Here is a 21,013-nt window from a genome sequence, read left to right as displayed (position 1 = left end):
TTCAATTTTAAATTCTTCAGGGTAGCGTTTACCGCTCATAAGCACCTCTCTTTTCAGTTAGTTTATCTAACTGAGAGGCGTCTAGGAAATTAGTGGCGATTCACATGGCATTCGTATCTCATGAAGATTTTGGTATGGCTTTCGGAGGCATTGTGGCAATTTTTATTTCTGTACTGGGTTTTGTTTTCTCAGGTTTCTGTGCTGCTGTGGTAAGTTGGGAATACAAGTTGTCTATAAAGTAATCGTCGCACTGATAGTGCAATGTTTGCGGCTAAATACGTGCAAGGTTTGTTTCATGAGTCTGGAAAGTCATTTCTGCTTACTGGCGGAATATAATCAGTGGATGAATTTAAAGGTCTATGAATCTGCCGGGCGTCTGAGCCGGGAAGATTTAACGGCAGATCGCGGTGCTTTTTTTAGTTCTGTGCTGGGCACGCTGAATCATATTGTTGTAGCGGACATTATCTGGCTGAAGCGATTTGCCACACACCCATCCTGTGGGTCTTTGCTGCGCGAGATTGTTGACCTTTCAAATCCGGCAAGCCTTGATCACATTCTCTATGACGACTTTGAGGCATTGTCTGAACGCAGGTATTGGTTGGACGAACAGATAATCAAATGGACTGGCGCGTTGGCCGCTGATGATCTGAATTTTGTGCTCAGCTATCGGAACACAAAAGGCATTGCCGCTAACAAGCGGTTTGCGAGTCTGCTTCTTCATTTCTTTAATCATCAAACCCATCACCGTGGTCAGGTATCTACTTTATTATCGCAGGCGGGCGAGGATGTTGGTGTTACCGATTTACTTGCGCTGATCAAAGAAGAAATTTAAGTGGAATATCTCAGGCATCCGCAAAAAGGTATCTGATAAACCCCATGGTTTACTCAGCTAATCCGAATGAATTGCCAGATGCGTTCAGAACCGGAAACTGGTAACTTGAAGCAGAGCGCGATTAATCAGAATTCACAGATGAAGGAACCAGGCAAATGCCATTCACGGAAGAAGAAAAAAGTGGTTTACTTTCAGTCAAAGGCGTAGGTCCAACAGTGCTGAAGCGATTTGAAGAAGTCGGGCTGGATTCCTTTGAAAAACTTGCCAGCCACAATGCTTCAGAAGTCGTCGCACTGGTATCTTCCATGCTGCAATCGAGATGCTGGACAAATACTAAAGCGGTGGAGGCGGTGGATGCCGCTATCCAACAGGCAAGAAAAGAAATCAGCAGTTGAACCGTGTGAAAGCATGCCAGTTTCAGACATTACTTTAACCTCCCGGCCGCCTGAAGCAAAAGCATTTGCTGACTTGCGGGAGACTGCAGGGTGGAACAACCCTGCAATGGCAGTCATTCAGAAGAGTATTGATAATTCGTTGTTCTGGGTTTGTTTGTATTCAGAGGAAACGCTAATTGGCTGCGGGCGTCTGATTGGTGACGGGGCGATGTACTTTTACCTTCAGGATGTCATTGTGCACCCTGATTTTCAGGAACTCGGGCTCGGAGCCCGGATAATGGAATCAATAAACGCATTCATTGCAGAACATTGCCCGGCAGGCTCAACAGCGGGCCTGTTAGCAGCAAAGGGAAAAGAAGGGTTTTACGCCAAATACGGCTTCACTGAGCGAAACGGTGAGCCGCTGGGACATGGAATGTGCCGTTTTATTACTGACTAACATGGTGATGTGGCAAGGACTGATATTACTTTCAAAAGGATTTTGAACTGATTATGGGAAAAGTAAATTCAAACACTGTCGTAGCATCTTTCTGGTTCGGTTTGTCTTTCATACTTGCCTGCTGCGCCGTCATTTCTATATTTTGGGGCACAAGTCTGGTAGCTGCACCGCTGTTATTCTGCTTGTCTCTGCTATTGTTTTTTACAGGACGGCAACGAGTCTCTGCGTGGCGTCAGACAGATAAAGCGTTTAATTCAGCGCTACTTACAATATCGCTCGCTCTTGCCATGCTGTCTTCACTGAGTGTAATGCTCAGTGACGTCAATTGAGTCTGTTTCACAAGAATAAAATCTACCCATTCAGAATCCTGAAGGAAAAGGAGAGAACAATGCTGTCAGCCGGATTTTTATTAACGTGTCTGGTCGTGGTACTGATGCCGGGCACGGGTGTGTTGTACACCGTAGCAACGGGTCTTTGCCATGGAAAAAGGGCGAGCTTCTTTGCTGCGCTGGGTTGTACGCTGGGGATTATTCCTGCGCTGCTGGCCAGTAGTTTCGGTCTGGCCGCTATTTTTCATACCAGTGCGGTAGCTTTTTCGGTAGTGAAATATGCCGGTTGTGCTTATCTGTTGTATCTGGCCTGGCAAATGTGGCGTTCGTCCGGGCCATTGGCAGTGTCCGGTGAAGCGCAGGGTGAGACAGGGTATGTAAGCTTCATGATAAAAGGATTTTTGCTGAATATCCTGAATCCGAAATTGTCTATTTTCTTTCTGGCATTTCTGCCTCAATTTATCACCGGCAGCGACAGTACCATTGCCGCCAGCATGTTACTTCATGGCTCCGTGTTTATGCTTATGACCTTTGCTGTTTTTCTGGTTTACGGTGGGTTATCCGGTTTATTCAGTGCCCGGGTTTTAAAGTCTGAGAAAGTGAGTGTTTTCATACAGAAATTCTTTGCCACCAGTTTTGCTGCACTCGGGCTGAAACTCGCATTTAGTGAGCAACGCTAAAGAAAGTGGCGTCGTACCGTTACTGGGGTGAAGAAAATTCGTTCAACTTCGTATTTAATGCGCTTGTCGTACATTACCTTGCGCGAATATAGATTTAATGCAACAAATAACATGATATGACCCTGGAAACTGCAACCGGATCAGGGGTAAGGTAAGCTTGTCCGCAGGGACGGATGCGTAAACTATCACACACCACATTTACCGTATCTTAATGGAGAAAAGAATGAAGCAACTGCTCAAGACCGGCCTGATGGCAGCAGTCGTGGTTACAAGCCTGACAACCGGCAGCGTTCTGGCTCAGGAAGCTGCAATGAACGAAAAACACGCGAAAGCGGCAACTAAGTACAGACATGCGCTTTACACACTGGTAGCCAGCAACATGGGGCCTTTGGGCGGCATGGCGAAAGGCGCTATCCCGTTTGATCAGGAAGTCATTGAGACCAACGCTATGCGTCTGGAACAACTGGCTGACATGATGGCAGATTACGTAAAGGTTGATACCCGCAAGTTTGATGTAGACACAGAAGCAAAAGATGAGATCTGGGAAAACTGGTCTGATTTTGAAGGCAAGATCAGCGCGCTGAAGTCTGCTGCTGCTAATTTACAGACTGTTGCTGCTGCAGGTGACGAAAGCAAATTTGCTCAGGCAATCGGTAAAGTAGGCGGTACCTGCAAGTCTTGCCACGACGATTATAAAGCTGACTAATCAATAAAAAAACGGTACGGATTATCCGTAATGTTCATTTAATGGCCGCTTATAGCGGCCATTCGCGTTTTTAGACGTCGTATTCCGGCATGATATCGCAATTTACAAACCTCTGTTTGTAGAAAAATGGTTCTTTTCCTATGCTTAAGTGGGGTGATCGCCGCAGGAAAAATTTTTAGTGATTCATGAGAGGAATGCCGGTATATGGGTGAGTCGTGGTTAACGGATGAAATAAGTCATGAAGGACGTTCCCGGATTTCGGATGTCCTGAATTCGCTTATTCAGAATACCGCCGCAGAGAACGCCTGTGTTATTGTTGCCACAGTGGCAGAGCAGGAGCATGCAGCATCCTTACAGGGGAAAATTCTTTTCTGGCAAATGAATGACACCGCGTCATTACCAGCCGCTTGTGTACTTGAACAAACCTGCGCCTCTCCCTGTCTGCCCGTAAGCTTTAAAGATAAAACGACAAAAGCATTTTTTTCACTGGCGGTTCAGGTTGTTAAACACGACGACATTGCACTTTTTGTCGCCGGTTATTTTCCGCACCAGAAAGCATCAGACTACGATATGGCCTTTCTGGAGCTTAGTGGTGAGCGTGTGGGGTTGATTGCCGAATCGGCATCGTTACACCGTGAGGGCAGCCTGAAGTTACTTCACGACAGACTGTCGCTGTTTGATGAAGTCTCCGAGATGTCGTCTACCGGCGGTTGGGATTACGATGTACAAACCCAGCAAATACACTGGACTAATGAAACCTACCGGCTGTTCGATTTCGCCAGAGATACCCGCGTTACCCTGTACCGTATTCTTTCCTGTTTTCCCTCTGAAGCCAGACGCAAGCTGATTAAAGCCATACAAATGCTACTGGCCTCCGGAGTGAGTTATCAGTTTGAACTGCCTGTGATCACCCGCAAAAAACACAAATGCTGGGTGAAATTATCTGGGAAGGCCAGAAAGCAGAACGGTGAAATTGTGAAGATTTTCGGCTCTGTTCAGGACATTACTGAGCACAAGCGCCTGTCGGAAACAGAACAGAATTACATCGAATACTTAAACACGATTCTGGACAGCATGAATGATGCGGTACTGACCGTTGATGAGCTGGGCACCATCATTACTGCCAACCAGACCGTTGAAATTCTCTTTGGTTACGAGCCTAAGCAGGTTATCGGTGAAGACATTTCCTATTTACTGCCGGGGCCGCCTGATGATGAGCAGATCGAGTTTGTCCGTCAGCACTTGCGGCCGGGACTTGGCGCTATTTTCGGAAAAGAACTGTCAGCGAAGCACCGTCAGGGCAAAACCTTTCCTATTGAAGTGTCGGTGTCTGAAGTTGAGCAGGTGAGTCAGTCGCAGTTTGTCTGTGTTATCCGCGATATTACCGAGCGTAAACAGGCGGTAGACAGTATCTATCAAATCGCCTTTTTTGATGAAGTTACCCATCTGCCTAATATCAAATCCTTCGAAAAGGATTTGCGTCGTCTGATCATCGCCGCGAAAACCACTAAACGGCAAATGTACTGTTGTATGCTGGATATCGATAATTTTGCCCAGTTTAATTTGTCGTTCGGCAAAGAGACCGGTGATTACATTTTGCGTATTTTTGCCGGACGCATCAAAAAAGCTATTTCCTCCCGTTTTCAGGTATACAGCGGTCTGGGAGATAAATTTTATATTCTGTTTAAAGAACCCTTTGATGAGTCAAAAGATGCTGCCACCATGGATTTGATTGATTCTATAGAATGGGGCGTGCACAGTGAGTTAGGCAAAGAGTTTACCCTTCATGGTCATTCACAACTGGTATCAACCTCGCTGGCATCGACCTATGTTCACGCGCAGGATGCCAGCTATGAGAAAATTACCGGTATTCTGGATTTCGGTACGAGGCAGGCCAAGAAGCAGGGACCGGGCGGCCGTGTCACCCTGGAGCGTAACGAGTTTAATGCCTACGACAGACACAATTACATCAGTCAGAGTTTTGCTCATGCTCTGGAATACAACGAATTCTATTTAGTGCTGCAACCCCAGTACGACAAGCACGGTCGTATTTTGTCTTCTGAAGCACTGCTGCGCTGGAATGAGAAACGGCTGGGCTTCATCAGTCCCGGTGAGTTCATTCCCATTGCAGAGGAAAGTGATGCCGTGGTGGATATTGGGTACTGGGTAATCAACGAGGCCTGTCGCCTGCTGTCAGAAATGAAATCTCAGGGACTGGAAACGACCCTTTCTGTGAATATCAGTGGCAGACATATTGCTCGTGCTGATTTTTCTGACCGGCTGCTGGAAACGATCTCAGAATGGCAGATTAACCCTGAGCAGCTGGTGCTGGAAATCACGGAAACCACACTGGTTACCACCATTGATCTGGTGCGAAAACGTATCGAAAGGCTGTCACAACTCGGCTTTGCTTTCTCCATTGACGACTTTGGTACCGGCTATTCCAGCCTGAGTTACCTTAAAGAACTGCCCATTACTGAATTGAAAATCGACCGTTACTTTGTGGATGAAATTAATTTTGAAAGTGATGACGTGCCCATCGTCAATACCATCATTGAAATGGCCAGTGCCATGGGTGTGAGAACGGTAGCTGAAGGCATTGAGAACGAAATTCAGATCCAGTACCTCACCCGCCGGGGCTGCGATATCTTCCAGGGTTTTTATCTGTCCAAACCGGTGGAAGAAGAAACCTGGCGTAACCTGCTCCTTACCTGCGTCTTACCTGCGCAAAAGGAAAAATTGCCCGCCTTGTGAACTGATTTCTCTGTCAGCACAAGGCAAAAATTTGCGACCCAAGTCTTATGCGGCTTTTTGTTGTTTTTATATTAATGTAAATCAAGTTAAAAGTTTTCATTAATGGTTACATTAATTGTACCGGAACAACATTCGCGAGGCCGTTATGTCGTACACCACAGAATATCAGAGGGCAATTGAATCACCGGAAGCATTCTGGAAAGAAAAAGCGCAGGCGCTGCCCTGGTCCCGTTTTCCTGAAACCATTTTGTCGAAAGACGAAAACGACATTTATCGCTGGTTTGCTGACGGGGAAATGAATACCTGCTACATGGCACTGGATTATCATGTTGAAAACGGCAGGGGCGATCAGCTTGCGCTTATTTATAATTCACCGGTTACGGGAAATAAAGCGACGTATACCTACCGCAGGTTGCATGAGGAAGTCGCAAAATTCGCCTCCGTGCTTGCCGGCAAAGGCGTAGAGAAGGGCGACAGGGTTGTTATCTATATGCCGATGATCCCGCAGGCTGTCATTGCCATGCTGGCATCGGCACGACTCGGCGCTGTTCATTCGGTAGTTTTCGGCGGCTTCGCCCCCCACGAGCTGGCTGTGCGCATTGAAGATGCATCACCGAAGGTGCTGGTGACAGCCTCCTGCGGCATTGAGGTGACGAAAGTGCTCCCCTACAAGCCGCTGGTCGACGAGGCAATCAGTCTGTCGGCGCACAAACCGGATTCAGTCATTGTGTTTCAGCGTCCTGAGCAACTGGCAGAACTCAGCGCAGACGACACAGACTGGGATACCGCAATGGCAACAGCCACACCGGCGCCCTGTACTGTGGTGCAGGCAACGGATCCTCTCTATATTCTCTACACCTCAGGCACCACGGGAAAACCAAAAGGGGTTGTGCGGGATAACGGTGGTCATGCTGTCGCGCTGAAGTATTCCATGCAGGCTATTTACAATATGGCACCGGGTGAGGTGTTCTGGGCGGCATCGGATGTTGGGTGGGTAGTCGGACATTCCTATATTGTTTACGGACCGCTTTTGCATGGGTGTACTACGGTTGTGTATGAAGGCAAACCGGTAAAAACGCCGGATGCAGGCGCGTTCTGGCGCATGACGGAAGAATATAAAATTAAGGCGCTGTTTGCTGCGCCGACGGCGTTCCGCGCAATTCGCAAAGAAGATCCTGATGCAAAGTTAGTCGAAAAATATGACATCAGTTCACTGAAGACGATCTTCATGGCGGGGGAACGGCTCGACCCGCCCACCTATCTATGGACCATTGATAAAACCGGCAAACCGGTGATCGATCACTGGTGGCAAACTGAAACCGGATGGGCCATTTGTGCTAATCCCGCAGGACTTGAAGACTTACCGGTTAAACCGGGTTCCTCAACCGTTCCGGTGCCGGGCTTTAATGTGCAAGTGCTGGATCACACCGGTAAACCTTTACCGGCGGGAGAGCAGGGCGCAATTGCGATAAAGCTGCCAATGCCGCCGGGTTGTCTGCCGACTATCTGGGGTGATTGTGAACGGTTCAAACATGCCTATCTGGAAGCTTATCCGGATTATTACACCTCAGGTGACGGCGGTTTTAAAGATGACGACGGTTATGTCTTTATTATGGGGCGCACTGATGATGTGATTAATGTGGCCGGTCACCGTTTATCTACCGGTGAAATGGAAGAAATCGTGGCTGCGCATCAGGCAGTGGCAGAATGCAGTGTGATAGGCGTTCATGACAGTTTAAAAGGGCAGGTGCCGGTTGGGTTAGTGCTGTTGAAAGATGGTGTGGATATTGACGAAGACACACTGCAACAGGAGCTGGTGGCGATGATCCGAAAGGAAATCGGTCCGCTGGCCTGTTTTCATCGTGCGGTGGTAGTGCCCCGGTTACCTAAAACCCGGTCGGGAAAAATTTTACGTAAGCTGTTACGTCAGATTGTTGCAAACCATGAAGTGGCAGTGCCGTCTACCATTGATGACCCGGCCAGTGTGCCGGAAATACAGGAAATAATGCAAAAGCAGGGACTGGTAAAATCGTAGCGCAGCTTTAGCGCTTAATGCATGAGAGATAAAACGACAAAGCCGCCTGTGAAGGCGGCTTTGTAACATCTGGCTGTGTAGCTGAGCCAAGTAAAAGATCAGTAGTAATATTCTTCTTCTGCTGCTTCAGGCGGCGCGATTTCTACTACATAGTACACAATGCCGGCACTGATAAGCGCAACTACAACAGCAGCCAGCAGGCGTGATGACGGGATCCCGGCTTCATTAGTGCTTTTCTTTCCGTGCACCATGGCCGGTGCCAGTTTTTGCTTTTTATACACGGCATAGAAACCAATCGCTGCAATATGAAGGGCAATGACCACCAGTAGAATATTGAATACGTTATTGTGCAAATAACTCATGGTTTTAAGCGTTGAGTCTTCTACTGCGGCGCGCCAGGGACCATCAAGGAAAATGTCGTCAGTCATGAATAATCCGCTTACTGCCTGCACGGCAACCAGTGACAGCATGATGATAACAACCCAGCCACCCAGCGGGTTGTGACCTGCATGAGCTTCTGAGTCCCGCTTAAATAGGGTGCCGGCATAACGTAATACAGCCCGGGGACCATAAATAAACTGGCTGAACTTCGCGTAATCCGAACCGGCAATCCCCCAGATGAGCCGGAAAATAATCAGCCCGAGCGTAAAGTAGCCGAGATAGAAGTGCCATTGCATGGCGTTGTCCATCAGTTCAGCGGTGACATATTGCCCGGCCAGGGAGAAAACGAGCAACCAGTGAAACAGTCGGGTAGGAATATCCCAGATCAGCTTTTTTTCCATGTTGAGTCCTTTTCTGCATAAGCACGATTATCGTAGCGGATAAAGTACGGTTTTATGTTGATGCAACACAGTGTAAATGCAGATTTTCTGCGGGTAAATTGAAATGGCATGACTGCAGATGGTTATACCATATTCTACGCTAATTACCTGTGATCATTTGAAAATTGTCTGCGCTCAGGCAAAATGCCGGAAAACAGACTGAGAATATCCTGATATGAAAGTAGCTATTTTAGGCGCCAACGGGCGTATGGGACGTGTGCTGATTGAAGCATTACGTGAAAATGACGATGCAGATTTATCTGTTGCCACGGTCCGTGATGACTCACCATGGGTAGGCATCGATGTTGGCGAACTCGCCGGGATCGGTACGCAGGGCATTGCCTGCAGTGCGATTTCATCACTGAACCCTGACGATGTTGATGTGGTGATTGATTTTACCTTACCGGCCGCATTCGACAGCAATCTGGCCTGGTGCACAGAGCACAAAAAGCCGGTTGTCATTGGTACCACAGGTTTGTCGCAGGACCAGTTAAAGGCGCTGGACGAAGCAGCAAAAACAATCCCGCTGGTTTTCGCGGCGAATTACAGCGTGGGCGTAAACGTCATGCTGTCGCTGGTGAAGCAGGCGGCTAAAGCTCTGGGCAATACAGCAGATATTGAGATCCTTGAAGCACATCACCGCTTTAAGCAGGATGCACCATCAGGCACGGCTATGGCTATCGGTGAAGCGATTGCAGATACTTTAGGTCGAAACTTGCAAGAATGTGCTGTTTACGGTCGTGAAGGGAAAGAACCGCCCCGTGAACATCAAACTATCGGTTTTGCCACCGTTAGAGCCGGTGATATTGTGGGAGAACACACCGCATTGTTTGCTGATCTGGGCGAGCGTCTGGAAATTACGCATAAAGCGTCGAGTCGTTTAACCTTCGCCAAAGGCGCAGTACATGCGGCTTTGTGGCTGTCGGGTAAGCAAAATGGACGTTATGGCATGAATGATGTCATTGGACTGGCGTAATTATTCATCAGATAAATAGGCTTTTCTGAGGTTAGACGCTGAAAAATCAGTTAATGAGGTGTTTTTCATGTTTTTCTAAATTTGAATTAGACCTTTGCTGATTACTCCTATATAATACTTGGAATTTGCCAAAATTTAGCGTTCCGGCTTGTCCGGGTCGCGTTTTATTAGCTGCAAAGTATCGTAAACGGGAAGTAAAATTATTGTTACCTCCCGTTTTTTGTGGGGTTTATTCATGCCACTGAATAAACCGTCGGTTATCCTTAATCTGGAGGTTGACTTGGCTAATTCTGCCCTTTTGGTGTTAGAGGATGGTTCAGTTTTTAAAGGTACGGCAATTGGTGCCACTGGTTCTGCCGTTGGGGAAGTTGTTTTTAATACTTCCATGACAGGCTATCAGGAAATCATCACCGACCCGTCATACGCTGAACAAATCATTACACTTACTTACCCCCATATCGGTAATACCGGTACCAATTCTGAAGACGTCGAAGCAGACAAAATCTGGTCTAAAGGTCTAATCATTCGTGACCTTCCCCTCGTAGCCAGTAATTTTCGAAACCAACAAACATTATCTGAATACCTCGAAGCCAAAGGCGTAGTAGGTATTGCGGATATCGATACCCGTCGTTTAACCCGTATCCTTCGTGACAAAGGTGCGCAGAACGGTTGTATCATCTGCGGTGACGATTTAGATGAAGCCAAAGCATTAGACGCTGCTAAGGGGTTCCCGGGCTTAAAAGGCATGGACTTGGCCAAAGTAGTTAGCACTAAGGAAGTGAAAACCTGGACCGAAGGCACGTGGGTGCTGGGTGAAGGCTATGTAACGCCAGCGGAAGCGAAATACCATGTTGTTGCATACGACTACGGCGTGAAGAACAACATCTTACGTATGTTGGCAGACCGTGGCTGTAAAGTGACGTTGGTGCCGGCGCAAACGCCTGCTGCTGACGTACTGGCTCTGAATCCGGATGGTGTGTTTTTATCAAATGGCCCCGGCGACCCTGAGCCGTGTGACTACGCCATTGAAGCGATTAAAACCATTCTTGAAAAAGACATTCCGGTATTCGGTATTTGTCTGGGTCACCAGTTACTGGCACTGGCCAGCGGTGCTAAGACGGTCAAAATGAAGTTTGGTCACCACGGTGCTAACCACCCGGTGAAAGACCTTAAGAAAGGTACAGTGATGATCACCAGCCAGAACCACGGTTTTGCTGTTGATGAATCTACGTTGCCGGATAACTTAGAAGTTACTCATATTTCATTGTTCGATAAGTCGTTGCAGGGTATTCACCGTACCGACAAACCTGCGTTCAGCTTCCAGGGCCACCCTGAAGCGAGCCCGGGTCCGCACGAAGCGGCTGATCTGTTTGATCATTTCATCGACCTTATTGAACAATCAAAACAGTAGGAACTAGCCGACAATGCCAAAACGTACTGACATAAAAAGTATTCTGATTCTGGGTGCCGGCCCTATCGTTATCGGCCAGGCCTGTGAATTTGACTATTCCGGCGCACAAGCCTGTAAGGCACTGCGCGAAGAGGGTTACCGCGTCATTCTGGTAAACTCTAACCCTGCGACTATCATGACCGACCCTGAAATGGCTGATGCAACCTACATCGAGCCGATTCACTGGGAAGTGGTACGCAAAATCATCGAAAAAGAACGTCCTGATGTGGTACTGCCTACCATGGGCGGCCAGACTGCACTGAACTGTGCGCTGGATCTTGAGCGTGAAGGCGTACTGAAAGAGTTCAACGTTGAACTAATTGGTGCAACGGCTGACGCTATCGATAAAGCGGAAGACCGTGAGCGCTTTGATAAAGCGATGAAGTCTATCGGTCTGGAATGTCCCCGTGCGGAAATTGCTCACTCTATGGAGCAGGCCCACGATGTACTCAGCCGCATCGGTTTCCCTTGTATCATCCGTCCGTCGTTCACCATGGGTGGAACCGGTGGCGGTATCGCATACAACATTGACGAGTTCAATGAAATCTGTACCCGCGGTCTTGACCTTTCTCCTACCAATGAGCTGCTTATTGATGAGTCGCTGATTGGCTGGAAAGAGTACGAGATGGAAGTGGTTCGCGATAAAAACGATAACTGCATTATCGTTTGTACTATTGAAAACTTCGATGCCATGGGTGTTCACACCGGTGACTCTATCACTGTTGCGCCGGCGCAAACACTGACCGACAAAGAATTCCAGATCATGCGTAACGCGGCCATGGCCGTATTGCGCGAAATCGGTGTTGAAACCGGCGGTTCAAACGTACAGTTCGGTGTGGATCCGAAGACTGGCCGTATGGTTATCATCGAGATGAACCCGCGCGTATCACGTTCTTCAGCACTGGCATCAAAAGCAACCGGCTTCCCGATTGCAAAAGTGGCTGCCAAGCTGGCTGTGGGTTACACCCTGGACGAACTGGCTAACGATATTACCGGTGGCCTGACGCCGGCATCTTTCGAGCCGTCTATCGACTACGTTGTGACTAAGATTCCACGCTTTAACTTCGAAAAATTTGCCGGTGCGAACGACCGTCTTACCACACAGATGAAGTCTGTAGGCGAAGTGATGGCGATTGGCCGTAATCAGCAGGAATCACTGCAGAAAGCATTACGTGGTCTGGAAGTGGGCGCGACGGGTCTGAACCCGATTCTGGACCCGCAGGACGACGAAGCCATGAGCAAGCTCAAGTATGAGCTGCAAAACCCGGGCGCTGAGCGTATCTGGTACATCGGTGATGCTTTCCGTATGGGTATGAGCGTTGAGGAAGTGTTCTCTTACACCAATGTAGACCGCTGGTATCTGGTACAGCTAGAAGAACTGATTAAACTGGAAAACCAGGTGGCAGAGCAGGGCGTAAGCGCACTGACTGAAGATTTCACCCGTGCGCTGAAGCGTAAAGGTTTCTCTGATGCCCGTCTGGCTGAGCTGACTAACGTAGCAGAAAGCGACATCCGCGACATCCGCCGTGGCTTCGGTATCTCTCCGGTGTATAAGCGTGTTGATACCTGTGCTGCTGAATTCTCAACCAGCACTGCGTATATGTACTCCACATACGACGAAGAATGTGAAGCTGCACCGACGGATAAAGATAAAATCATGGTACTGGGCGGTGGTCCTAACCGTATCGGTCAGGGAATCGAATTCGATTACTGCTGCGTGCACGCTGCGCTGTCTATGCGTGAAGACGGCTACGAAACCATCATGGTTAACTGTAACCCTGAAACGGTTTCTACCGACTACGACACATCAGACCGTCTGTACTTCGAACCGGTAACGTTAGAAGACGTGCTGGAAATCGTTGCAAAAGAACAGCCTAAAGGCGTGATTGTTCAGTACGGTGGTCAGACACCACTGAAACTGGCCCGTGCCCTTGAAGCGAACGGTGTACCAATTATCGGTACGTCTCCGGAAGCTATTGACCGTGCAGAAGACCGTGAGCGCTTCCAGCACATGGTGAACAAGCTGGGTCTTAAGCAGCCGGCTAACGCAACGGTTACCAACATTGAACAGGCTCTGGCCCGTGCAGAAGAAATCGGCTTCCCGCTGGTTGTTCGTCCTTCATACGTTCTGGGTGGGCGTGCGATGGAAATCGTGTACGACCTGAAAGATCTGAAACGTTACCTGAACGAAGCGGTTAAAGTGTCTAACGACGCCCCTGTACTGCTGGACCGTTTTCTTGACGACGCGATTGAAGTCGACATCGACGCTATCTGTGACGGCACTGAAGTGGTTATCGGCGGCATCATGGAGCATATTGAACAAGCCGGTGTTCACTCTGGTGACTCTGCCTGTTCACTACCTTCACACTCTCTGCCAAAAGATATTCAGGACACCATGCGTAAGCAGGTTCGTGATATGGCGTTAGAGCTGGGTGTTGTGGGTCTGATGAATACACAGTTTGCTATCAAAGACGGCGAAGTTTACCTGATTGAAGTGAACCCCCGAGCTGCCCGTACCGTACCTTTCGTATCTAAAGCGACAGGTGTACCGCTGGCGAAGGTTGCTGCCCGCTGTATGGCGGGTCAGTCACTGCAGTCTCAGGGTGTGACGGAAGAAATCATTCCGCCGTTCTACTCTGTAAAAGAAGTGGTACTGCCATTTGCTAAGTTCCAGGGTGTTGACCCGCTGTTAGGCCCTGAAATGCGCTCTACCGGTGAGGTTATGGGTGTGGGTGATACCTTCGAAGAAGCGTATGCTAAAGCCAACCTGGGTGCCAGTGCGCCGCTGCCAAGAGAAGGCAAAGCGTTACTGTCTGTACGTAACAATGACAAAGCCCGTGTTGTCGACCTTGCCAAAGCAATGATCGAAGCCGGCTTTAAGATTGAAGCGACCAGCGGTACTGCGAAGAGCCTGATTGATGCGGGTGTTGAATGTACTGTAGTAAATAAGGTGTCTGAAGGACGTCCTAACATCGTTGATTCAATTAAAAACGGTGAATACAGCTATATCATCAACACCACGGAAGGCCGCCAGGCAATCACGGATTCTGTATACATTCGACGTGAAGCGTTAGTGAATAAAATCACTTACACCACAACAATGAATGCAGCATTCGCTACGATTCGTGCAAAATCTGCTGATGACCGTAACAAGGTTTCATCAGTGCAGGAACTGCATGCCCGTATTAATGCCTGATGACAGTTGTGTGAAATTGCGCTATTCTGCGCAATCAATATTTTAGAAAAGTGCGCCGGTTGGCGCACTTTTTTTAACTCAGCGATCAAAAGGTCAGCAGACCAGTCAAAATAAGTGAGAAACACCATGAGTCAGTATCCGATGACCGCTCGTGGCGCAGAGTTATTGCGCAAAGAATTAAATGAATTAAAAACAGTGACCCGCCCGCGAATTATCGCTTCTATTGCCGAAGCACGTGAGCACGGCGACCTGAAAGAGAATGCCGAGTATCATGCTGCGCGCGAAGAGCAGAGTTTCTGTGAAGGTCGTATTCAGGACATCGAAGGAAAGTTATCTAACGCGCAAATCATCGATGTTACCAAAATGGATAATACCGGTAAGGTCATTTTTGGTACTACAGTTACCATTATGAATCTGGAAACTGATGCTGAAACCACTTACCGCATCGTGGGTGATGATGAAGCTGATATCAAAAATAATCTGATTTCAGTGAATTCTCCTATCGCCCGTGGTCTTATCGGTAAAGAACTGGATGATGTGGTAAATATCCAGACACCGGCAGGCACTGTCGAGTTTGAAATCACCGAAGTGGAATATATCTGATATTGATGGCGGAAAGTCTCTGGCTTTCCGCTTCCTTTAACCAACGCCCTCAGCGGATAAAGCCGCAACGGCAAATGATGTGTAGTACGGTACCGTTCGTGAAACATTCATTATTACTTTTAGTCCTGATATTACTCAGTGGCTGCTCACGGATGGTAGCAGAGCGCATCGAATCACCCGCGCAATTAATTCACTACGAACAGGCCACACTGGACCAGATGTATGCCCAATGGGGCGTGGTTGAGAAGCAGTGGTGTAGTGAGCGCTCATCCTATTGTATTCCTTATAAAGATGGCGGTGCTGTTACCCGTCAGCTTCCCAGTATGTCTTTTACCGTATCGCGGGATTTTGGTAACCAGTTCAGCTTTTTGAAGGAAGTGACGATTACTCCCCGTGATGTCGGGCAGTTTTCCGGCACCGTTGTTTTACTTCACGGTTACGGTGCGAAAAAAGAAAGCTGGATGAGTACCGGTTTCTATTTTCAGGCATTGGGATTCCGCGTCATTGAACCTGATTTAATGGGGCAGGGCGAGTCCTCTGCACCACTGGGGTTTGGTGTGCGTGATGCAGACTTACTTGCCGAGTTTATCGACCACACCGTGGATATCACTGAAGAGCCTGTTTATCTCGTTGGTCACTCCATGGGCGCTTTAGCTGCGGTGAAAACAGCCAGAAAGCTGGAGTCCGTGGCCGGACTGGTATTACTGGCCCCTATGGACCGGTTTGACCGCGCTACCATTGGTGTCGCCCATACATTTAAACCCCGTTTAAGCAAGCTGGTACCAGATTCATCTATTCGTGCCGGCGCAGAACTGGCGCTGAAACGGGCAGGGCTCTCTGTTGAGCAGACAGATATGTTTGCAGATTTACCTGCGCTGAATGTGCCTATTCTCACCTACGGTTCAGATCAGGATCTCGTTAGTAACATTCGCCGTGTCAACGGCTGGTCAAAGCTGGCAAATGTTACCCGAATCGTAAATGATGACGAAACGCATATGTCAGTCATCGGGATCAGCGATACCGAACATCAGGTGTTGATGAACTGGCTGGAGCATGCGGGTAATCACCGGCCTGCACTGTCTGCTGCACGCACCGCTCAGTAAAACTGTCGTTTATTCTCTTTCTGTGCAGGCTTTCCCTGCCTGCACTCGTCGTCTTTTCTTCATTTAAAAAGCCTTTTTACGCTTTATTTACGATATAATGCATCGATGTGGCGCAAATGGAGATGCAGAACAAATAATTACGGAAAAATAAAAGGTTTATGCCGGTGTGGAAATCACACCTTACTATGAGTTTTCTGATAAACGACGTTGTCTTAGGACTGCAGGGTTTATGAGAGAGTTTCATCCTTTTGCGCACTGGTAAGGAAGTATTGCTTTAGATGTCTGCCAGACGGAGAACCAGTCGTGCGCGACACCATCCGTATAATTATAAGTTTGTCTTTCCTGATTTCAGGAAGCGTTAATGCGTTGTCTTACACCAGTCTTGACAGTTGTCTTGCCAGTGCTGTGGACTGTAAAAATGAAACCCGTCAGTTACTGAAAAATACTGCTGCCGGAAGCCGGGATTGGTACATGTTGATGTACTACAACCTGTCTGCACGGTGGGATTTGGATAACCTGTCTCTGACCCGTCAGGAACTCAGCGGTTATGCTGACATGACGGATGCCCCTGATGTCTTCAAAATTGTGGTTTACACCATTTATGCCAAGAAGCTGTTAAGTAGCGGTGAGACAGAGCAGGGAACAGAATACGCTCATCTTGCCCGCGATTTAATTATGCGTTCGGCAGAGTATGCCCCTGATCCACGGCGTCTTGCAGAACTCATTATTCTTCACAACTACCTCAAAGATTATGACGCTGCCAGCGAGCTGGCTGACTGGGCGGTAAGGCGTACTGAAAATATTCGTAATCCTGATGCTAAAGCGCCTTTGCATATGGCAATCGCACACGTAGCATTATTTATAAAGGATTACGACAAAGCACTGCAATTCTACGGCTATGTGGCCGAAGCGCATGAGCATAAGAATGAGCCGCTACAGCTTTCTAATGCTTACAGTAGTCTGGGTGTTGTCTATCTGCACAAAGAAGAATATAAGCAGGCCCGGTATTATTTGAAGCAGGCGGGTCATGCCCTTGACCAGGCGCTGGGTACGTATGAAACGGGCGATAAAACTTATATCCGGCTGAGACTGGCGGAACTGGACTTTATCGAAGATAAGAAAGAGGCTGCTATCGCCGCGCTTGCTAAGATAGATCCCGGTAAAGTGCATAAACATCATATGCCACTTTACCGGAAATTACAGACACAAGCCGGTCAGTCTCCGCCGCCGATGGAAATGCGCTGAGGCTTTTTCGCTTCAGGGATAAGACGTTGTAAATCAATATGCAGCAGGCCGAGTTCCATATCGGCCGCAATCACTTTTACGTTGTCACCTAACTGGAACTTACGTTCAAAACCCCGCTCAGAAATGCCCTTGTGCAGGAATTTGCGCTCTGCCTGTTTAGGGTCTGCCAGCTTTTTACCGGCAATCCGTAAGGTATTGTCCTGCACTTCCACAATCACGTCCTGCTGACTGAAACCCGCTACAGCCATGGTGATGCGGTACTTAAACTCGTCAATCAGTTCAATGTTGTACGGCGGATAGCTGCTTTGCTTTTCTGCGCGGTTGGCAGCTTCAATTAAGGTAGCCAAATGGTCTGAGCCGATAAAAGAGCGGTAAAGGGGAGTTAAGTCGATAGTAGGCATACCTGTCCTGTTAAGCAAAAGGCGTAAGTTCCCGTAACGGGCAACATAAATGGCCGGCCTTTTAATTAAGCACCAGCCTGTAATGGTTTAATTATGTCAGAAAGCGGCACCGGCGGCGAGTGGGAAAGTTGCCGCCGGCAGGAAGGGTTACATCGCGAGGGATTTGACGATTTGTCCGTTTTTGACCACCAGGCCTACATCTTCCATCAGCGCCATGTCATCAAGGGGGTTACCTTTTACCGCAATGACGTCGGCTTTCCGGCCCGCCTCAATACTGCCAAGTGATTCCTGTTGTTTCAGTAGTGTAGCCGAATTAATGGTGGCAGCCTGAATGGCCTGCATGGGTGTCATACCCCAGGTCACCATGCGGGCGAACTGTTTGCCATTGTCCCCGTGAGGGTAAACACCGGCATCCGAACCGAATACCATGTTGACGCCGGCCTTCACCGCCTTTCGGAAATTCTCCCGTTGTTTGGTGCCTACAATGCGTTCTTTTGCGAGGCTTTCCGGCAGAATACCGGCCTTTTCACCCTCGCCGAGAATGTATTCTGTGACGTACACGTCCATGGAAAAATACGTGCCGTGTTTTTTCGCCAGTTCAATGGCTTCATCATCCAGCAAACTGACATGTTCTACAGAGTCCACACCGGAACGGATTGCCGCTTTTATGCCGCTGGTGCCGTGAGCGTGCGTGGCCACGGTGAGGCCGCGTAAATGGGCTTCTTCAATCAGTGCCTGCATTTCTTCTTCGGTGTACTGCCGGGCACCGACTTTTGTACCTTTAGATAAAACACCACCGGTGGCGCAGAACTTAATAACGGTAGCGCCGTATTTGATGTTTTCACGTACTTTCTTGCGTACTTCCCACGGACCATCAGCAACGCCTTCGCTTTTATCGTGATAGCCATAGGGGAGAAGATTATTGTCGCAATGACCTCCGGTCACACCCAGTGAAGGGCCGGCCACAAACATGCGGGGTCCCTGAACATCACCGTCATTGATGGCATCACGCAGCGCCACATCAGTAAAACCGGGTGCGCCAACGTTCCGGACCGTGGTGAAACCCGCCATCAGAGTATCTTTTGCATGTTTAACACCAGTAATAGCCGCACGGGGAACGGAAACAGACAGCGATGAATAGCCGTGTTTTGTGGGGTCGCTGGTCAGATGAACGTGCATGTCCATCAAACCCGGCATTAATGTGTAATCACCCAGTGCCATGACTTCAGCGTTGTCCGGTATGGCAATTTTTTTGCTGTGGCCGGCCTGAACAATCACATCATCTTCGATAATCACCACGGCGGATTCGATAACCTTGCCGGCTTTCACATCCACCATGCGATCTGCGGTAATAACAAGGGGATTAGCCAGCGTAAACAAACTGGTAAGCGCCAGCGAACCGGCCATCAGGTATGTGTGTATTCTTTTGATTTTCATTGGTATTTCCGGAACTGTCCTGTCAACAGCCATACTTTACCCAATCAGCGGGAAATTTGGCTGACAATTATCGCAAAAAAGAGGAAGAAGAACGTGTACTTGTGCCTCAGAAAGGCACAAGCACGCAGTCAGCAGGGTTAATGAGTGCGTCTGAGATACAGCGCAACACAAAGCAGTAAACCGCTGACAAACCATACCGGTATATCTCCGGCGCGGTTGTATGGTGTAAGTCCATGTTTGGCTGCCACGTCAGACACCAGGCTGCCAGCTTTAAACTGCGGCAGGACAGAGGTTACATCGCCCTTTTCATTAATAAACGCGGTAATACCATTGTTGGTTGCCCTCAGTACCGGCCGGCCGGTTTCAATTGCCCTCATACGGGCAATATCCAGATGTTGTGCCGGACCGTGAGAGTGACCAAACCAGGCGTCATTACTTACCGTGATAATCATGTCTGTATCGCTGTGAACATTGGCCGAAACCTGACGGGGAAAGGCTATTTCAAAGCAAATTGCCGGTGCCAGGCGGATCCCGTTGGCTATCAGGTTTGTTTGTTCAAAGTCTCCGCGGGAAAATGAAGACATAGGTAAATCAAACAACGGGGCCAGTGGTCTTAATATGTCTTCAAAAGGCACAAATTCACCGATGGGCAGCAGGTGATGCTTGGCATACCGGTTGGCATGGAAATAATGGTAACGGGCCTGCGTATCGTCCTGTGTTTTGCGGCCGAGCACCAGCAGATTATTCCACGCTTCTTCAGACTCCCAGTTGTAATTAACAATACCGGTTATGAGTGCTGTGTTTGTGCTCACTGCCTGGCGGTCCATGGCTTGCAGAAAGTCTGTCGCCATCAGTTCCAGTTTGGGTACAGCAGCTTCAGGCCATATCACCAGATCGTTGTCCCACAACGGCGTGGTTAAACCACGGTATTTTTCCATGGTGGGAATATCCTGCTCCGGTACCCAGCGCAGTGACTGGGCAATATTTCCCTGTACCATGGCAACTGAGTGTACGCCGGCAGTTTCCACCCAGTTAACTTTCTTCAGCAGCCAGCCTGATACCAGGCTAACTGTAAAAATAACCGCTATCGCCGGCCATTGGGTTCTGACTTTGAATACTGCCAGTGCTGCTGCGAGGGCAATAATAATCGCTGTAATGCCGGTTTCACCGGCTACCGGCGCCCAGCCTGCCAGCGGACTGTTGATTTGGCTGTAGCCCACCGATAACCAGGGGAACCCACTCAGCATCCAGCTTCTCAGCCATTCAGCAACGACCCAGAGAAATGGCAGGGCAAGCGGCCATAACCTGGCAGGAAACCAGCGTCTTGCAGCCCAGAGCGCAATGGCAGGATACAATGCAAGATACCCGCACAGGATGAGCATGAGTCCTACTGACAACACCACAGGCAAGCCGCCAAAATCAGCAATACTGACATGCACCCAGCTGATGCCGGCACCAAACCAGCCCAGACCGAATAACCAGCCGGTTAAGAAGGGATGTTGCGTTTTTACCAGTTGGCGGATCGCCAGGGCCAGCGCCACGAACGTGACAGGCCAGAGCGAAAACGGGGCATAGGCAAAGGTTAAACTGGCACCGCTAAGCAATGCCAAC

At 48.8% G+C, this 21,013-nt stretch carries 18 protein-coding genes; 14 read left to right on the top strand and 4 right to left on the bottom strand.

What is annotated here, in order from left to right:
• Nucleotides 1–104: 104 nt before the first annotated feature.
• The 8 genes from ACXAGC_RS11650 to ACXAGC_RS11615 all read left to right on the top strand — a co-directional run bounded on the left by ACXAGC_RS11650 (nt 105) and on the right by ACXAGC_RS11615 (nt 8,170).
• A complete protein-coding gene (locus ACXAGC_RS11650; RefSeq protein ID WP_474844521.1) occupies nt 105–242 on the top strand; it encodes a hypothetical protein in 138 nt (45 codons plus the stop codon).
• 53 nt (nt 243–295) lie between these two features.
• Nucleotides 296–832, top strand: coding sequence for a DinB family protein (locus ACXAGC_RS11645; RefSeq protein ID WP_474844520.1), 537 nt, complete (start codon nt 296–298; stop codon nt 830–832).
• A gap of 155 nt (nt 833–987) precedes the next feature.
• Nucleotides 988–1,227 (top strand): helix-hairpin-helix domain-containing protein, encoded by a 240-nt coding sequence (locus ACXAGC_RS11640; RefSeq protein ID WP_474844519.1) that lies wholly within the window; start codon nt 988–990, stop codon nt 1,225–1,227.
• Between the two features lie 13 nt (nt 1,228–1,240).
• On the top strand, nt 1,241–1,666 hold the full coding sequence (locus ACXAGC_RS11635; RefSeq protein ID WP_474844518.1) for a GNAT family N-acetyltransferase: 426 nt from the start codon (nt 1,241–1,243) through the stop codon (nt 1,664–1,666).
• 388 nt (nt 1,667–2,054) lie between these two features.
• Nucleotides 2,055–2,675 carry a LysE family translocator gene (locus tag ACXAGC_RS11630; protein ID WP_474844517.1) on the top strand — a complete coding sequence of 207 codons (621 nt, stop codon included), beginning with the start codon at nt 2,055–2,057 and terminating at the stop codon, nt 2,673–2,675.
• Nucleotides 2,676–2,898: 223 nt separating this feature from the next.
• Nucleotides 2,899–3,381: a c-type cytochrome gene (locus ACXAGC_RS11625; protein ID WP_119501781.1), complete on the top strand. Its 483-nt coding sequence runs from the start codon at nt 2,899–2,901 to the stop codon at nt 3,379–3,381.
• 204 nt (nt 3,382–3,585) lie between these two features.
• On the top strand, nt 3,586–6,135 hold the full coding sequence (locus ACXAGC_RS11620; protein WP_474844516.1) for a sensor domain-containing protein: 2,550 nt from the start codon (nt 3,586–3,588) through the stop codon (nt 6,133–6,135).
• 145 nt (nt 6,136–6,280) lie between these two features.
• The gene (locus ACXAGC_RS11615; protein ID WP_474844515.1) at nt 6,281–8,170 is read left to right on the top strand and encodes a propionyl-CoA synthetase; all 1,890 of its coding nucleotides are present in this window, start codon (nt 6,281–6,283) and stop codon (nt 8,168–8,170) included.
• A gap of 98 nt (nt 8,171–8,268) precedes the next feature.
• On the opposite strand, the gene ACXAGC_RS11610 is transcribed toward ACXAGC_RS11615, so the two are convergent.
• Nucleotides 8,269–8,952, bottom strand: a complete 684-nt coding sequence (locus ACXAGC_RS11610) for a cytochrome b/b6 domain-containing protein (RefSeq protein ID WP_119501778.1) — start codon at nt 8,950–8,952, stop codon at nt 8,269–8,271.
• Between the two features lie 214 nt (nt 8,953–9,166).
• Here ACXAGC_RS11610 and dapB point away from each other — a divergent pair, with 214 nt between their 5' ends.
• The 6 genes from dapB (at nt 9,167) to ACXAGC_RS11580 (ending at nt 17,564) form a co-directional block, all read left to right on the top strand.
• Complete coding sequence (dapB, locus tag ACXAGC_RS11605; protein ID WP_474844514.1) at nt 9,167–9,967, top strand: 4-hydroxy-tetrahydrodipicolinate reductase; 801 nt, start codon at nt 9,167–9,169, stop codon at nt 9,965–9,967.
• Between the two features lie 280 nt (nt 9,968–10,247).
• Nucleotides 10,248–11,378, top strand: coding sequence for a glutamine-hydrolyzing carbamoyl-phosphate synthase small subunit (gene carA, locus ACXAGC_RS11600; protein WP_474844542.1), 1,131 nt, complete (start codon nt 10,248–10,250; stop codon nt 11,376–11,378).
• Between the two features lie 13 nt (nt 11,379–11,391).
• A complete protein-coding gene (gene carB / locus ACXAGC_RS11595; protein WP_474844513.1) occupies nt 11,392–14,613 on the top strand; it encodes a carbamoyl-phosphate synthase large subunit in 3,222 nt (1,073 codons plus the stop codon).
• 126 nt (nt 14,614–14,739) lie between these two features.
• Nucleotides 14,740–15,216 (top strand): transcription elongation factor GreA, encoded by a 477-nt coding sequence (gene greA / locus ACXAGC_RS11590; RefSeq protein ID WP_119501775.1) that lies wholly within the window; start codon nt 14,740–14,742, stop codon nt 15,214–15,216.
• A 98-nt stretch (nt 15,217–15,314) separates the two neighbouring features.
• Nucleotides 15,315–16,319 (top strand): alpha/beta hydrolase, encoded by a 1,005-nt coding sequence (locus ACXAGC_RS11585; protein ID WP_474844512.1) that lies wholly within the window; start codon nt 15,315–15,317, stop codon nt 16,317–16,319.
• Nucleotides 16,320–16,622: 303 nt separating this feature from the next.
• The gene (locus tag ACXAGC_RS11580) at nt 16,623–17,564 is read left to right on the top strand and encodes a tetratricopeptide repeat protein (RefSeq protein ID WP_474844511.1); all 942 of its coding nucleotides are present in this window, start codon (nt 16,623–16,625) and stop codon (nt 17,562–17,564) included.
• On the opposite strand, the gene ACXAGC_RS11575 is transcribed toward ACXAGC_RS11580, so the two are convergent.
• The 3 genes from ACXAGC_RS11575 to lnt form a co-directional block, all read right to left on the bottom strand.
• The gene (locus ACXAGC_RS11575) at nt 17,534–17,965 is read right to left on the bottom strand and encodes an Hsp20 family protein (protein WP_349587512.1); all 432 of its coding nucleotides are present in this window, start codon (nt 17,963–17,965) and stop codon (nt 17,534–17,536) included. The two genes, ACXAGC_RS11580 and ACXAGC_RS11575, sit on opposite strands and share 31 nt — an antisense overlap.
• 147 nt (nt 17,966–18,112) lie before the next feature.
• On the bottom strand, nt 18,113–19,372 hold the full coding sequence (locus ACXAGC_RS11570) for a Xaa-Pro dipeptidase (RefSeq protein WP_474844540.1): 1,260 nt from the start codon (nt 19,370–19,372) through the stop codon (nt 18,113–18,115).
• A 167-nt stretch (nt 19,373–19,539) separates the two neighbouring features.
• On the bottom strand, nt 19,540–21,006 hold the full coding sequence (gene lnt, locus ACXAGC_RS11565; protein ID WP_474844539.1) for an apolipoprotein N-acyltransferase: 1,467 nt from the start codon (nt 21,004–21,006) through the stop codon (nt 19,540–19,542).
• Between the last annotated feature and the right edge of the window lie 7 nt (nt 21,007–21,013).

The sequence above is a fragment of the Alteromonas sp. AWJ4_197 genome (assembly GCF_056160285.1).
The sequence above is the reverse complement of the archived record's forward strand: the minus strand, read 5'-3'. Positions and strand labels throughout refer to the sequence as shown.